We start from the raw sequence: 15153 nt of genomic DNA on the forward strand, positions 1-15153 counted from the left end.
TTGCGCTTAGCCCTCCACACCGGCAGGCGGACCATAGAGCGTTGCCTGGGCGACGCGCAAGCCATCACGGTTTTCCCTTACGTCATGCACACGGAAAATGTGCCCGCCCTGCTGATAGGCGATGACGGAGGTCGCGACCGTGGCGGCAACGCGCTCTTTGGGCGGTACATCAAGGAGCTTGCCGAGCATGGATTTGCGTGAGGTTCCGATGAGCAGCGGGAAACCCAGCGCGTGCAATTCGTGGAGTCGATTCAGGAGGATATAGTTTTCTCTGAATGTCTTGCCGAAACCGAATCCGGGGTCGAGGACGATCTTGTTTTGCGGGATGCCCGCGCCCAGCGCGATCTCGATGGTGCGCGTGAGCCAGCGGGTCATCTCGGAGATGATGTCGAGATCGCGGTCGCGCTCGGCGTCCCAGTGCATGGCGACAACGGGGACGCCATGCTGGGCTACGACGTCGGCGATCTCGGGGTCGCGCTGGAGGCCCCAGACGTCGTTGACCATGGCCGCGCCGGCCTGAATGGCCTGATCAGCGACCAGCGCTTTATACGTGTCGATGGAGACCGGTTTGCCGATGGGCGCCGCCGCCAGCGCGTCGAGGACGGGCATCACCCGGTCGAGCTCGTCCTGAACAGAGACCTCTTCCGATCCGGGGCGGGTGCTTTCGCCGCCGACGTCGATGATATCGGCGCCTTCGGCAATGTGGTGTTTTGCCTGGCGCACGGCGGCATCCACATCGACGAAATCACCGCCATCGGAGAAGCTGTCGGGCGTGACGTTCAAGATGCCCATGATGAGGGGGCTTGGCCCCAACCGGAGCGTGTCGGACCCCATCGGCACTTCGAACGGCTTGTGGATCATTGCAAGGCGTCCGCGGGTACGGCGTAGAGATCGTATTCGTCGGACTCGACGACTTTCACTGAGACCATGTCGCCGGGCTTGATGCCGGTGGCATCATCGACAATCACATTGCCGTCGATCTCGGGCGCATCCCATTGGCTGCGGGCGATGGCACGGTTGTCTTCGGGTTCAACGTCATCGACCAGCACGTCGATGGTACGGCCGATCTTTTGGGCGAGCCGCTCGGTCGAAACCTCCTGGAGGGCCTCCATCAGGCGGCCGTAACGCTCGGCTTTCACTTCTTCGGGTACAATGTCGAGGCCGAGATCGTTGGCCTTGGCGCCAGTGACCGGCTCATAGGGGAAGGCGCCAGCGCGGTCGATTTTGGTCTCGTGGACCCAATCGAGCAGCATTTCGAAATCTTCCTCGGTCTCGCCAGGGAAGCCGACGATGAAGGTCGAGCGGATGGCGAGGTCGGGGCAGGTTTCGCGCCATTTGCGGATGCGGTCGGCGGTCTTTTCCTGGTTGGCGGGGCGGCGCATGGTCTTGAGGACCTGCGGGCTCGCGTGCTGGAAGGGGATGTCGAGATAGGGCAGGATCTTGCCCTCCGCCATCAGCGGAATGACATTGTCGACATGAGGATAGGGGTAGACGTAGTGCATGCGCGTCCAAACCCCGAGATTACCGAGTTCTTCGGCGAGTGTCTGGAAGCGGGCTTCGACCTGGCGTCCACGATAGGGGGACGTCGCGTACTTCAAATCGACGCCATAGGCGCTCGTATCCTGGGAGATGACCATGATCTCCTTGACCCCGGCCTTGACCAGCCGTTCAGCCTCGTAGAGCACCGAGGCGATAGGGCGCGAGACGAGGTCGCCGCGGATCGAGGGGATGATGCAGAACGAGCAGCGGTTGTTGCAGCCTTCGGAAATCTTCAAGTAAGCGTAGTGGCGCGGCGTGAGCCGCAGGCCCTGCTCGGGGACGAGATCCACGAAGGCGTTGGGGACGGGGGGCACGTGCTCATGGACGGCGCCGACGACGGCTTCATATTGATGCGGGCCGGAGACCGCAAGGACGCCGGGGTGGGTCTGGCGGATCAGTTCTTCCTCGCCGCCCAGACAGCCCGTGACGATGACCTTGCCGTTCTCGCTGATCGCTTCGCCGATGGCGTCAAGGCTTTCGGCCTTGGCGCTGTCGAGGAAGCCGCAGGTGTTGACGATGACGACATCCGCGCCCTCATAGGAGGGGGAGAAGGTATAACCCTGCGCGCGCAGGGTGGTGAGGATGCGTTCGGAATCGACGAGGGCCTTGGGACAGCCAAGGCTGACAAGGCCGATTTTTGGGGCGTTTTGTTCGGTCGGCGCGCTCATGATGGCGTCTATGCAACCTTGTGTCTGCAAATGCGGCACCGCTGTCCGCATAGTGCGGGCACGGCCAGTGGCATTTTTGGAATTACGGCAGCGGTATCGGGGCTTTTGGCATTCGCTGGCCCCGATCCGTCGCATTTTGCCGCTTCAATAGCGCATTACGAGCCAAGGTCAATCCTTGCGCATGCGGGGCGGTTGCGCGCCATGTGCAACGCTATTGTGTCTTTTGCGTGGACGCCTTTGTCGTCGTGGTGCTTCGTTTTTTCGGCGCGGTTGTCTTTTTCGTGCCGGCAGAGGCTGTTGAAGCACGTTTGGCCGGGGCTTTTTTGGCAGGAGCAGGCGCGGCTGCGGACGCTGTCGCCTGAGATGCGGCGGCCGGTTGCGGGGGCGAGCCGGTTTCTTCTTCCTCGTCAGCCAATTCCTCTATGGCACCGCGGACGTCATCGATGAGTGAGGTCGCAGCGCGAGGCTGCGTCGCCCGCGCGGCTTCTGTCTCATGGGCGCGGAAGAAGACTATGACCGCCTCACAGACGATCCGCAGGATGACAAGGCCCAAGAGGCCGAACACGGCGATTTCGATAAGGCCCCAAAGCCCGTTCCCGAAGCCGAAGCGGAAGCTATAGAAGAAGTGATCGACTGCCCAAAGGACGATCCCGGCGAGGCCGAGAAGGTAGAGGATGGTGATCAGCCGCGGGGCGATGATCCGGTTGAGGTTAAAGAGGACCGTACCGGTCGCGAGTTTCTTGACGTCTTCGAACTGCATGGTCTTCGTCCTTGCACCGTGTTGAGAAGCCGGATTCGTCAACCGCCAGATTGCGTCTCAAAGCGTCCGGAAACAAGCCCGACGGGTCGTAACTTCAAAAAAGACGATACAGCCCGCTCGGTTTTTCGGGTGTGGCCTTGTTATTCTCACCTGAAATGAACGGCTGCCGCCGCTCATTTCAGGTGAGGCAAGGCATTGGTGGGACCAAAATGGTCCTCAAATCGGGCTCTTAGCACAGAATCGACCTCCGCAAGACTTACAATCTGGCCCAGATCCTCGAAACTGGTAACGCCGCGATCGGAAATTCCGCACGGGACAATGCCGTCATAGTGGGTCAGGTCGGGGGCGACGTTGAGCGCGATGCCGTGGAAGCTGACCCAGCGCGAGACGCGCACGCCGATAGCGGCGATCTTGTCCTCGGCGAGCGGGCCTTTTTCCGGACGGCGTACCCAAACGCCGATGCGGCCCTCCCGACGCTCACCTTTTATGTTGAAGTCCGCAAGTGTGTCGATGATCCATTGCTCGAGGCCGTTGACGAGTGCGCGGATATCGCGGCCGCGCTGACGCAAATCGAGCATGACATAGGCGACGCGCTGACCGGGGCCATGATAGGTATATTGTCCGCCGCGCCCGGCCTCGAAGACCGGAAAGCGGTCGGGGGCGAGCAGGTCGTCAGGACGGGCTGAGGTGCCGGCGGTATAAAGGGGCGGGTGTTCGAGCAGCCAGACAGCTTCGTCGGCTTCGTCCCGCGCGATCGCGGCGGCTTGTGAGCGCATGGTTTCGAGGGCGAAGGGGTAGGGCACGTAGCCTTCCGAGATCGTCCAGCCGGCAGGATGTGCGTCGGGGCGGAGCAGGCGCGACGCGGGAGGGTTCCCGGTTGCAGCGTCAATTGTTAACGGTTCACTAACCATGGTCATTCAAAGCTCGTTGCATGCGCCCGGGGGTGACTCTGATTCTCGTCGGTGCGCTCGTTCACAAAGGTCGGGTATGAATACGCTCAACTCCATCGAAATTGACGTCTCCGTCGAACTCGGCGCTGCCACGCTGCCGATTCATCATCTGCTACGTCTCGGTCGCGGCGCGGTGATCGAACTCGACGCCTTCGAGAACGACCCGATGCGCATTTATGCCAATAATACGCTTGTCGCAAAGGGCGAGGTGCAGGTGGACGACGGGCATCTCAATGTGGTGGTGACCGAAAAGGTGGTCAAGCCCGCCTGAGCGCCCAGCCGAAAAATCCCTCGCCAGCTCCCAATCACCGAATTGTCGGGTGGGCTCTGATTTCGGGGCATTGCAGAACGGGTGCAAAAGAATATCTCCAAAGGCGAAATTGGCCCTTGAGCCTTGATGTCGGTTTTGCTACATGCAGGCTCGCTTCGCCGGACGGCAAGCGTTTCCATGACAGTGCGGTCGTGGCGGAATTGGTAGACGCGCAGCGTTGAGGTCGCTGTGGGGTAACTCCCGTGGAAGTTCGAGTCTTCTCGACCGCACCATCATCCTCAGGCGAGGATCGGCTCTCCCAAAATCATAGGCATGTTTTCGCGCGGTACCTCCGCGCGTTCCCCACGCAATCGTGACCCCAAAAAAGCCTTTGGGAGGCGCGGAATATGCTTTTGCGGGCGTTTATGGTGAGAATTCATTTAAATTTTAGGGTTAATACTTAGTCTCATTGTTGACGATTTCACGCTTGGGTAGCATTCATGAGTCTTACGCGCCGCAGTTTTCTTATCGGCCTTCCCCTCCTTGTCGGGGCGTGCACCTCGACACGGAGCACGAACACTTACGTCAATGCCTACGCGCCGGTCCGTGACGAGCCGTTCCCGTTGCCGGCGATGAGCCTCAGCCGGATCGATCCGGAATTGCGGCGGCAGGAAGTGCACTTCGAGACCGATCAGCCCGAAGGCACCATCGTCGTCGATACTGCGAACAAGTTCCTCTACTGGACGCTCGGCAACGACCGGGCGATCCGGTACGGCGTCGGTGTCGGCCGGCAGGGGCTGGCGTTCCGGGGACGCGGGTATATTGGACGCAAGGCGGAATGGCCAAGCTGGACGCCGACGGCAAACATGTTGCGGACCAACCCCGAAGCGAACATGCCCTATCGCAATGGGGTGCCGGGAGGGCCGAACAATCCGCTCGGTGCGCGTGCGCTTTATCTCTACCGTAACGGCAGCGATACGATGTTCCGCATCCATGGCACAAATCAGCCGCGCTCGATCGGGTTGGCGATGTCGAGCGGGTGTATCCGCATGCTCAATCACGATGTCATCGATCTTTACGAACGCGTGCCGACGGGGACGCGCGTGATCGTCGTCCAAGCTTAACCCGGCCTTCTCACACTGGCTACGCGCTGCGTCGGATCTCACGCTGCTTGCGCCCTTCGGTTTTTCCGGAGGGCGTTTTAGTTCATGCGGCGGCTGAGGAATCGTGAGCCTTTGAGGGCGAAACGCCATGGCGTTTCGACGGCCCGGGTGATGCCGATTCTCGTTCCGGTTTCGATTTCGATGGAGTGTTCCGCGAGAGTGAGCCGGAAAGGGGCCGCGTAAAGCGGTGTGCCGTTGTGGCCTATGTCAATGCCGAGGGCCTGGGTGAGGCATCCGGGACCGGCGCAGAGGCGTTTCAGATCCGATGTGCCGCGGCGGGTGGCCATCAGGTCGATGCCCTCGACCGGTTCGAGGGCGCGGAACAGAACGGCGCTTCCGGTTCGGCAGACCGCGTTGACACACCAATGGATGCCGTAGGAGCGGTAGACATAGGCCATGCCGGGCGGGCCGAACATTGCCGCGTTGCGATTTGTAGGGCCCGAATAGCTGTGCGAGGCGGGATCGTAGCGGTCATAGGCTTCGGTCTCGACGATAATACCAGCCACGCCGTTGATCTCGAGCCGCGCGCCGATGAGGCGTTTCGCGACGGCGACCACGTCATCGTCGAAGACGTCCGGCGTGTCGAGCGGGGTATGAGCGGCGAGAATGGTCATATGGCCGGTATAAGTTACGCCTTATGGTGGAGCAAGGGCGCTGGCGTGGCAGGCATTCGGACAACAAAGAGCTATGGCAAACTCGCCGGGATTAGGGTAGGGCACGGGCTACGAGCGAGAAAAGAGTCGCGCATGGCGCGATTATAGAACCGGGAAAGGAGCACCGCATGAGCGAGAATGCCGATCTGACTCCTGAACCCGAAGAGACCGCTCCCGAATTCGAGCTGCGCGACGAGGATGGCCGGCTCAATCCCGAGTGGATGAGCGAGTTGCAGGCCGCGCTCGATGCAGAAGATGCGGATGGCCTCATCGCGCTGATGTCGCCGCTCCATGAATCGGAAACCGGCGATGTGATCGAGTCCTTGCCGCATGACGAGCGGGTGAAGCTCGTGCGGCTGATGGGGGAGACGTTCGATTATTCGGCCCTGACCGAGGTCGACGATTCGGTGCGCATCGATCTGATGGAGGCGTTGCCGAATTCGGATATCGCCAAGGGCATGGCCGATCTCGACAGCGACGATGCGGTCTACATTCTCGAGGATATCGAGGAGGAGGACCGTAACGAGATCCTGGCGCAGATGCCGGTCTTCGAGCGGCTTTCCCTAAAGCGCAGCCTCGATTTTCCCGAGGAGTCCGCCGGGCGGCGGATGCAAACCGAGTTCATCGCCATCCCGCCGTTCTGGACCGTGGGGCAAACGATCGACTACCTGCGGACAAACGACGATCTGCCGGACGATTTTTATCAGATCTATGTGGTCGATCCCGCCTTCTCGCTTTTGGGCACGATCCCGCTCGACCGCATCCTGCGCGTGCAGCGCGCGACGCGAATCTCGGACATCATGAACACCCAGGTCCGCGAGATCGACGCCAATGAGGACCAGGAAGAGGCCGCGCGCGTTTTCGAGCGTTACGACCAGGTCGAAGTGGCGGTGGTCGACGAAAGCAAGCGGCTCGTGGGTGTTCTCACCATCGACGACATGGTCGACGTCATTCACGAGGAGGCGGGTGAGGATATCCATCGTATGGTGGGTATCGGCGACGAAGATATATCCGATAGCGTCTGGGACGCCGTCAAATCGCGCGTGACCTGGCTGGCGGTCAACCTTGCGACGGCGATCCTCGCATCGGTTGTTATCGGCCTTTTCGATGCGACGATCGAACAGATGGTGGCTCTGGCCGTGCTCATGCCTATCGTCGCGTCGATGGGTGGGAATGCCGGGACGCAAACGATGACGGTGACCGTACGTGCAATCGCGATGCGGGAACTCGACAGCTATCGCGTGCGGCGGCTTATCTTGCGCGAGCTTTTGGTCGGGGTGGCCAACGGGGTGATTTTTGCGGCGCTCATCGGGGTCGTGACCTGGGTCTGGTTTTCCAATCCGCTTTTGGGAGCCGTGATCGGGGCGGCGATGATCATCAACATGGTCGCCGCGGGAACATCGGGCATCCTGATCCCGCTTGCGCTGGACAAGATGGGCGCCGATCCCGCTGTCGCCTCATCGGCGTTCGTGACGACGGTAACCGACGTGGTGGGGTTCTTTGCGTTTCTCGGACTTGCGGGGCTCTGGTTCGGTCTTTATTAGGGCGTCGTCGTGGCGCCATTCGGGCAGCGCAGGCAAGCTATGCGTGAATATGGCAACATTGCGGTTGCATTCGCGCCAAGCCTTGGTTAACTAGCACTTAACTGCGCGTCGGCGAGAGCCGGGGCGCATGGGGTACAACAGAACACAGGAGCTTGCATGCGTAGCCAATCCAAGGCCGTATGCTGGCGGGCTGCAAGCTGGACTTTCGTTGGCTTGATCTCGCTTGGTTTCATTGTCTCTGTGATCGCCGGGGCGTAAGCGCAACACGCGTATTTTCGCTTTTGACGATAACCAGAGCAGGTTTTAGACAAAGGGGTGACCGTACGGCGGCGCCCCTTTTTCATTTCCGGCAGTCGGGATTTTCCATGCATATCATCAAGCTTTGTGTCGGTGTGTCCTCTGTGGACGAACTCGTGGCCTGGCGTGAGCACAGACGGGCCCAAGGTCTGGGCCGTCCGGATGGCCTCAACCGGCACCGCACGCGGATGATGCCCAAGCGCGCAGACGAGATCGTGGGGCAGGGATCGCTCTATTGGGTGATAGCGGGTGCGGTCCGGTGCCGGCAGAGGATCGTTGCATTGGAGGCGGCGGTCGATGAGGAAGGCCGGTCGTGCTGCGATATCCTCATGGACTCCGAACTCATCCGTACGGTGCCCCAGCCACGCCGGCCGTTCCAGGGGTGGCGTTATCTCGATCCCAAGGACGCGCCGGCAGACCTTTCGACCGGTACCGGCGAAGACCTTCCGCCCGAGGGGATGGCTGAAGAATTAGCCAAATTTGGGCTTCTTTAGCCCAGGTAAATCCACGATTGGGAAAACCCCTCCGCGTTGGCAAATGCTGGGACCTCGCCCACAATAGGCGTGCCGAATCATGATCTGTTCATGATTGGGCGCTATTTTTATGGTTTGTCCGGAACGTGCGGGGACTGACCGCAGCAACTGCCGGTACCGTTGGAGAGAGGGGCGTTTGCCGTATGGGCGCGCATGTGATCGTGCTTGGCAATGAGAAGGGGGGCTCGGGCAAGTCCACGACCGCTTTTCACCTTGCCGTCTATCTGCTCAGCGAAGGGTTTCGCGTCGCCACCATCGACGCCGACAGCCGGCAACAGACCCTGACCGCCTATATCCGCAACCGGCGTGCATGGGCCAAGGAAAAGGCGCTCAGCGTTCTGCATCCGACGCATTTTCATCTGCCGCAATCACGCGGCGATTCCGTCTCTAAGAACAAGATGATGGAGTTCGAAATGCTCCGGCAGGCGGTGACCGAAGTCGAGAACGATATCGACTTTCTGGTCATCGACACCCCAGGCTTCGATACGCATCTCACGCGGCTGGCACATTCGCTCGCGGACACGCTGATTACTCCGCTCAATGACAGTCTGATCGATCTCGACGTTATCGCGCGGCTCAATCCCGATACCGCGGAGATTATCGAACTGAGCCATTATACCCGGCTCGTTCAGCGGGCACGCAAGGAGCGGTTGGCGATCGACGGGCGAAGTATAGATTGGGTGCTGGTGCGTAACCGGCTTTCGACGCTTAGCTCGCGCAATATGCGGCTGGTGCAGGCCGGGGTTGAGAACATCTCGGCGAGGCTCGGATGCCGGATCGCCGACGGCATCGCCGAGCGGGTGATCTTCCGCTCGCTGTTTCCCATTGGGATGACGGTATTCGATTCGCTGGACGAAGATTGGCTGGGGGGTATTCCGACCATGAGTTTCGTCAGCGCGCGACAGGAATATCGCCGGTTGGTCGACGCCCTGGCGCTGCCGCATGATTCACAGAGCGGTGGAGGGCGTCGTGCGTCTTTGAGCGCGACTGGAGGACAGCTCGAGCATCATTTGGCTTGAGAGCTTGACCCAAAAGTCCGACGGGTCGGCTTGGCGGGTCTTTGTTGGCCGGAATCGAAGAGGAATTTTAGCCAATATGTGCAATATATCGCCCAAAATTCCTCCTCGATTCCGACCAAAAATCCCTCGCCAATCCTCCGCTGCGGACTTTTGGGGCAGGCTCTGAGCCGTTAACGACCGGATCTTCAGGCTTCAGGTGGAAAGTGGAGTCGGACGGCGCGGCGGCCGCCGGGGGCGAACACATCGACATCGATCATGACACGGGGCATGACCATGCGGCGGGTGCGCGCTGAAAGCGCCATAACGACCCCAAGCAGATCGGTGACCCGGCGATGGACCGGACGCGGCGCCTCCAGCCCCTTGAGCATCGCTCGCAGGGCCGAGTCGCGCACGCCCTTATCTTCCGAGGCAAGCGGCGAGCCGGGCTCGAAATGGGCAAGTTGGGTCAGCGGGGTCGTGTCGCTCATTGGGGCTACTCCGTTACATCTGCACCAAGATTGGCGATAGGGCGGCGGCGTTATCCTTGTACGGCGAGGCAGCTCAGCTGTTGCCGGGTGAGCTGATCGCACGTCGCGCTCGCCTGATTGCGGTCGGCGAAGCCGGCGAACCGGGCGCGGTAGAAGGTCTGGCCGTTGCGATTGAAGGTTTCGACGTAGCTCCGTAGGTCAGCGAGCTGGGCGTAGGTGCTCGTGGCTTCGGCGATGAGCGCATTAGCACCGTCCTCACTGTTTGCCGCGCCAACCTGGACGATCCAGCCGCCGGTGGGGACCGCGTTGGCGGAGTTGGTGACCACGGGATCGATCGTAAGACCTTCTGGACGCGCTACCGGCGACGGTGCCACGATCTCACCCGCCGCATTGGTCGTCGGGCCCAGTTTGAGTGTCTCGGCGATCCAAGCGCCGATAGGATCGTTGGCCGGGTAGGAGGGCTGTTCGGTGGGCGGTACGCCTGTGGCGACATAGGTGGCCTGTTCGAGCGCGCTATCGCCCGGACGTGTTGGGATATCCTCGGCGGAGACGACCTGGAACGGGATGTCCCGGGGTTCGGGCGGAACAGGCTGTGTCGCGTGATCGATCGATGCAACCTGAATGGGTGCGCCAAGATCGATGGGTGAAGACGGCACAAGGTGCGGCGGGCGCGCCGGTGGCAGGCCGTCGAGCGGCGCCGAAGCCGCGGCGACGCGGACGCTGGAGCCGGTGCCCAGAAGCGTCGGACGCGCGATCATCGCTTCGCGCCAATAGTCGCCCGAGCGCGCCTTGGGCATATAGGTGCGCACGAGGTCGGCGACGCGGGCGTTGCGGGATGCGCCGGTGTTGAAGCCCAGGCCGATGACCACGATGTGGCGGTTGTTGGCCCGCGCTGCCGTCATGAGGTTGTAGCCCGAGGCATTGATATAGCCGGTCTTGATGCCGTCGACGCCGTTCTGGCCCAGGAGCCGGTTGTGGTTGCCGTAGGTATTGCCGTTATATGTGAAGCTGCGCGTCTGGAAATATTCGTAATAACTGGGGAAGTGCAGGTAAATGGCACGTGCAAGCGTGGCCTGGTCGGCGGCGGTTGTTACCTGGCCGCTATCGGGCAGGCCAGAAGCGTTCTTATAGGTCGTCCGGCTCATGCCAAGCGCGCGCGCGGTCTGGGTCATGCGGACGGCGAATTCACTCTCGGTGCCGGAGATGTTCTCTCCGATCACGCGGGCAACGTCGTTGGCCGAAAGCGTCACGAGCGCCTTGATCGCGTCCGCGACCTTTATCGTCGAGCCGGCGCGAACATAGAGCTTGGTTGGAACGGCGGCGGCGGCGTGGGCGGAGACGCTCAAGCGGGAGTCGAGTGAAAGCCGGCCCGCTTCGAGTTCCTGGAAAAGGATATAGAGCGTCATCACCTTGGTAAGCGACGCGGGGTAGCGCAGGTCGTTGGCGTGGTCCTGATAGAGGACCTGCCCCGTCTTGGCGTCAACAACAATGCCGGCATAGGCGCGCGGAACATTGCCAGCGCTCGCGGGCGCGGTGACAAAGGTCACTGCGAAGAGAGTTAAGATCACTGAGAGGACAAGACGCGCAATCGAACTGCGCGCAGAAAAACGACGCTCTAGGGCCTGCACCCGGAACTCCAACTCTTTACTTATCGGCGCAAAACGCAGCGCCGTTACTCAACTCGTGCGAGCAGGCCACCTTGTCCCCCAAATGACCTGTTGCCCGCAGATACCAGAGAGGAAATTAGTCCCCGCGCGGTTACAAATCGGTAAAGCACTTAAAATTTGTGCCAAATTCGCGTGTCAGGCATTCACGTGCGATTGATGTGACGAGGCCCCTTAACATGCGCCAAGATTTCCCTACATAATGGGGCCCATCTAAACGCTAGTGGACGACTCGCCGTGACCATCTTCGCTTCGGTAGCCGCACCCAGAACGCCCGATCGCCTGGCCGCTTCGATGCTGCCGGCCACAGGGTCGGATTTGTGCATGGGACCGGGCGGGAAACAGGACGATGACGGAGAGGGGCAGACCGGGCTCGTTACGAAAACCCGGCCGAAAACCAAACGTCCCAGCCTTTACCGCGTTCTGCTTTTGAACGACGACTACACGCCGATGGAGTTCGTGGTCCTTATATTGATGGAAGTGTTCAACAAGTCGCAGGACGATGCGACGCAGATCATGTGGCAGGTTCACAATCAAGGTGTGGGGGAATGCGGGGTCTTTCCATATGAGGTGGCCGAAACCAAGGTCACTCGTGTGATGGACGCCGCACGGCGCAACCAGCATCCGCTGCAATGCGTGATGGAAAAGCAATAGGAAGCGAACAGATATGCCTTCATTCTCCCGCGGCCTCGAAAAGGCACTGCACCAGGCAATGAACCTCGCGCGCGAACGCGCCCACGAGTTCGCGACACTCGAGCACCTGTTGCTGGCCTTGACCGAAGACCGCGATACGATCGCCGTTCTGACGGGCTGCGATGTCGATATCGAGGCCCTACGAGCCGATCTTGAAGAATTCATCGACGAGGAACTCGACAGCCTCGTCGTGCCCAATGGGCAGGATGCGCGGCCGACCGCCGCGTTCCAGCGCGTGATCCAGCGCGCGGTTATCCATGTGCAATCCTCCGGCCGCGAAGAGGTGACCGGGGCTAATGTGCTCGTGGCGATTTTCGCCGAACGCGAGAGCCATGCAGCCTATTTCCTCGAGCAGCAGGACATGAGCCGGCTCGACGCCGTCAACTTCATCTCGCATGGGATTGCTAAATCCGGCCGCAATGCGGACCGGCCCGTGCGCGGCGCGGAGGAAGGCGGGCCGGGGTTCTCCGAGGACACCGAGCGTGGCGGTTCAGGCGGCGCGCAGCAGAGTTCGGCGCTGGCCGATTTCTGCATCAACCTCAACGAGAAGGCCAGGAAGGGCAAGATTGATCCGCTGATCGGGCGTGGACCCGAGCTCGAGCGGACGATCCAGGTTCTGTGCCGGCGGTCCAAGAACAACCCGCTCTATGTGGGCGATCCCGGTGTGGGCAAGACGGCGATTGCCGAAGGGCTCGCACGGCGGATCGTCGAGGGCGAGGTGCCTGAAGTTCTCGAGGACGCCACGATCTATGCGCTCGACATGGGCGCATTGCTCGCGGGTACGCGCTATCGCGGCGATTTCGAGGAACGCCTCAAGGCGATCATGAAGGAACTCGAGAAGAAGGAGAATGTCATTCTCTTCATCGACGAGATCCATACGGTGATCGGTGCGGGGGCGACCTCGGGCGGGGCGCTCGACGCGTCGAACCTTTTGAAGCCCGCGCTGGCTTCGGGGGCGATCCGGTGCATCGGGTCGACGACCTACAAGGAATACCGGCAGTTCTTCGAAAAGGACCGGGCGCTGGTGCGGCGGTTCCAGAAGATCGACGTCAACGAGCCGACGATCCCTGACGCCATCGAGATCATGAAGGGGTTGCGGCCCTATTTCGAGGACTACCACAAGCTCAAATACACCGACGATGCCCTCAAGGCGGCGGTGGAACTTTCGGCGCGGTACATTAACGACCGCAAGCTGCCCGATAAGGCCATCGACGTTGTCGACGAGACGGGTGCGCGGCAGATGCTCGTCATCGAGAGCCAGCGCAAGAAGACGATCAATGTCGAGGATATCGAGGCGACGGTGGCGACGATTGCGCGGATACCGCCCAAATCGGTGTCCAAGTCCGATACCGAAGTTCTGGCCAATCTCGAAACCAACCTCAAGCGGGTTGTGTTCGGGCAGGACAAGGCCATCGAGGCGCTCAGTTCGGCGATCAAGTTGGCCCGTGCCGGGCTACGGGAGCCCGAAAAGCCGATTGGGTCGTATATGTTCACGGGCCCGACCGGCGTCGGCAAAACAGAGGTGGCGCGGCAGCTTGCCGATACGCTCGGCGTCGAGCTTTTGCGGTTCGACATGTCCGAATATATGGAACGCCACACCGTCTCGCGGCTGATCGGCGCGCCTCCGGGCTATGTCGGGTTCGACCAAGGCGGCCTGATGACCGATGGGGTCGACCAGCATCCGCATTGCGTGCTCTTGCTCGACGAGATCGAAAAGGCGCATCCGGATCTGTTCAATATCCTTCTTCAGGTGATGGATCACGGCAAGCTGACCGATCATTCGGGCAAGCAGGTCGATTTCCGCAATGTCATCTTGATCATGACGTCGAATGTCGGCGCGACCGAGTTGGCCAAGGCGCCGATCGGGTTCGGGCGCGTGCGTCAGGAAGGCGACGACGAGGAAGCGATCAACCGGATGTTCACGCCGGAATTCCGCAATCGGCTCGATGCCATCATCTCGTTCGCGCCGCTGCCGCCTGCGACGGTGCAGCGGGTTGTCGAGAAGTTCGTGCTGCAGCTTGAAGGGCAGCTTGCCGAACGGGGTATCACCATCGAGCTGACGCCGGAGGCCGCGGACTGGCTTGCGGTCCGGGGCTACGACGAACGCATGGGCGCGCGGCCGCTGGGCCGCGTGATCCAGGAGCACGTCAAGAAGCCGCTGGCCGAGGAGGTGCTGTTCGGGCTGTTGCAGAAGGGCGGTTCGGTCAAGGTCACCGTTGTCGGCGAGGGCGATGAGGCGCGGCTCGAACTGGTGTCCGTGCCGCCGCGTCCGGCGCGGCCCAAAGCCATTACCGGCCCCAAGGGCGGCAAGAAGCCCGCGAGCAGCCGTGCCAAGTCGACGGCTTCGAAGGCGAAATCCGGTGGCTCCGGCCGGTCGAAAAAGACCAAGGACGCCGAGCAGGACACCTGAACGGCACCGGGTATCTGAAATGCGAAAGGCCGGCAGGGATGCCGGCCTTTTTGCATGGCGTTGTTGGCAGAGCCTACAACGCGGCGCGGATCATTTCGGCGAGCGCGGTCAACTCGCCGGTGTCGGCCATGTCCCCGCTATGGGGGCGGAGTGGTACTCCTTCATAAATCGGGATGATATGGAAGTGCAGGTGGAAGACCGTCTGGCCGGCGGCAGGCTCGTTGAACTGGATGACCCGGAGACCGTCGGCCTCCATGGCGGTGGCGACGGCCTTGGCGACGATCTGGGTCTTCTTGACGAGATTTGCGAGGACCTCCGGATCGGCGTCCAGGAGGTTACGCGAGCCAGTCTTGGGGATCACCAGCGTATGACCCTTGGACTGGGGCATGACGTCCATGAAAGCGAGAGTTTCGTCGTCCTCGTAGACTTTGACCGATGGAATTTCGCCCCTGAGGATCTTGGCAAAGATGTTGTCCGGATCGTACGCGCTCATGATGCCCTCGCTGCTCTGAGTATTGCCCAGCTATAACGCAACGCGCGTCC

At 61.2% G+C, this 15153-nt stretch carries 15 protein-coding genes and 1 tRNA gene; 8 read left to right on the plus strand and 8 right to left on the minus strand.

Going from position 1 to position 15153, the window contains the following annotated elements; all coding sequences use genetic code 11:
* Nucleotides 1-6 precede the first annotated feature (6 nt).
* The 4 genes from folP to lipB form a co-directional block, all read right to left on the minus strand.
* Entirely contained in the window at nt 7-861 is an 855-nt protein-coding gene (folP, locus tag LG281_RS01430) for a dihydropteroate synthase (RefSeq protein ID WP_404403641.1), read from the minus strand.
* Entirely contained in the window at nt 858-2207 is a 1350-nt protein-coding gene (gene rimO / locus LG281_RS01435; protein ID WP_404403643.1) for a 30S ribosomal protein S12 methylthiotransferase RimO, read from the minus strand. Before rimO ends, folP begins: the two co-directional genes overlap by 4 nt.
* A gap of 211 nt (nt 2208-2418) precedes the next feature.
* Entirely contained in the window at nt 2419-2967 is a 549-nt protein-coding gene (locus tag LG281_RS01440; RefSeq protein WP_404403645.1) for a DUF4282 domain-containing protein, read from the minus strand.
* 173 nt (nt 2968-3140) lie between these two features.
* Nucleotides 3141-3878 (minus strand): lipoyl(octanoyl) transferase LipB, encoded by a 738-nt coding sequence (lipB, locus tag LG281_RS01445; RefSeq protein ID WP_404406580.1) that lies wholly within the window; start codon nt 3876-3878, stop codon nt 3141-3143.
* Nucleotides 3879-3954: 76 nt separating this feature from the next.
* Between lipB and LG281_RS01450 the strand changes: the two genes are divergently transcribed.
* The 3 genes from LG281_RS01450 to LG281_RS01460 all read left to right on the plus strand — a co-directional run bounded on the left by LG281_RS01450 (nt 3955) and on the right by LG281_RS01460 (nt 5291).
* A complete protein-coding gene (locus tag LG281_RS01450; protein ID WP_404403647.1) occupies nt 3955-4188 on the plus strand; it encodes a FliM/FliN family flagellar motor switch protein in 234 nt (77 codons plus the stop codon).
* 185 nt (nt 4189-4373) lie between these two features.
* Nucleotides 4374-4460: transfer RNA gene (locus LG281_RS01455), tRNA-Leu, on the plus strand.
* Nucleotides 4461-4667: 207 nt separating this feature from the next.
* Nucleotides 4668-5291, plus strand: a complete 624-nt coding sequence (locus LG281_RS01460; RefSeq protein WP_404403649.1) for a L,D-transpeptidase — start codon at nt 4668-4670, stop codon at nt 5289-5291.
* A gap of 77 nt (nt 5292-5368) precedes the next feature.
* On the opposite strand, the gene LG281_RS01465 is transcribed toward LG281_RS01460, so the two are convergent.
* Nucleotides 5369-5944 (minus strand): DNA-3-methyladenine glycosylase, encoded by a 576-nt coding sequence (locus tag LG281_RS01465; protein ID WP_404403651.1) that lies wholly within the window; start codon nt 5942-5944, stop codon nt 5369-5371.
* Between the two features lie 167 nt (nt 5945-6111).
* Here LG281_RS01465 and mgtE point away from each other — a divergent pair, with 167 nt between their 5' ends.
* The 3 genes from mgtE (at nt 6112) to LG281_RS01480 (ending at nt 9376) form a co-directional block, all read left to right on the plus strand.
* Complete coding sequence (mgtE, locus tag LG281_RS01470) at nt 6112-7527, plus strand: magnesium transporter (protein WP_404403653.1); 1416 nt, start codon at nt 6112-6114, stop codon at nt 7525-7527.
* A 365-nt stretch (nt 7528-7892) separates the two neighbouring features.
* A complete protein-coding gene (locus tag LG281_RS01475) occupies nt 7893-8318 on the plus strand; it encodes a DUF1489 family protein (protein ID WP_404403655.1) in 426 nt (141 codons plus the stop codon).
* Nucleotides 8319-8500: 182 nt separating this feature from the next.
* A complete protein-coding gene (locus LG281_RS01480; RefSeq protein WP_404403657.1) occupies nt 8501-9376 on the plus strand; it encodes a division plane positioning ATPase MipZ in 876 nt (291 codons plus the stop codon).
* Between the two features lie 185 nt (nt 9377-9561).
* On the opposite strand, the gene LG281_RS01485 is transcribed toward LG281_RS01480, so the two are convergent.
* Entirely contained in the window at nt 9562-9843 is a 282-nt protein-coding gene (locus LG281_RS01485; protein ID WP_404403659.1) for a hypothetical protein, read from the minus strand.
* Between the two features lie 50 nt (nt 9844-9893).
* On the minus strand, nt 9894-11390 hold the full coding sequence (locus tag LG281_RS01490; RefSeq protein ID WP_404403661.1) for an SPOR domain-containing protein: 1497 nt from the start codon (nt 11388-11390) through the stop codon (nt 9894-9896).
* Nucleotides 11391-11801: 411 nt separating this feature from the next.
* Between LG281_RS01490 and clpS the strand changes: the two genes are divergently transcribed.
* Both clpS and clpA read left to right on the plus strand, forming a co-directional pair.
* Nucleotides 11802-12161 (plus strand): ATP-dependent Clp protease adapter ClpS, encoded by a 360-nt coding sequence (gene clpS / locus LG281_RS01495; RefSeq protein WP_404406582.1) that lies wholly within the window; start codon nt 11802-11804, stop codon nt 12159-12161.
* Nucleotides 12162-12174: 13 nt separating this feature from the next.
* Nucleotides 12175-14610, plus strand: a complete 2436-nt coding sequence (clpA, locus tag LG281_RS01500; RefSeq protein ID WP_404403663.1) for an ATP-dependent Clp protease ATP-binding subunit ClpA — start codon at nt 12175-12177, stop codon at nt 14608-14610.
* Nucleotides 14611-14683: 73 nt separating this feature from the next.
* On the opposite strand, the gene LG281_RS01505 is transcribed toward clpA, so the two are convergent.
* Nucleotides 14684-15103, minus strand: coding sequence for an HIT family protein (locus LG281_RS01505; RefSeq protein ID WP_404403665.1), 420 nt, complete (start codon nt 15101-15103; stop codon nt 14684-14686).
* Nucleotides 15104-15153: the final 50 nt, after the last annotated feature.

It is taken from the genome of Pelagibacterium halotolerans, assembly GCF_044811015.1.
Classification (GTDB): domain Bacteria; phylum Pseudomonadota; class Alphaproteobacteria; order Rhizobiales; family Devosiaceae; genus Pelagibacterium; species Pelagibacterium halotolerans_A.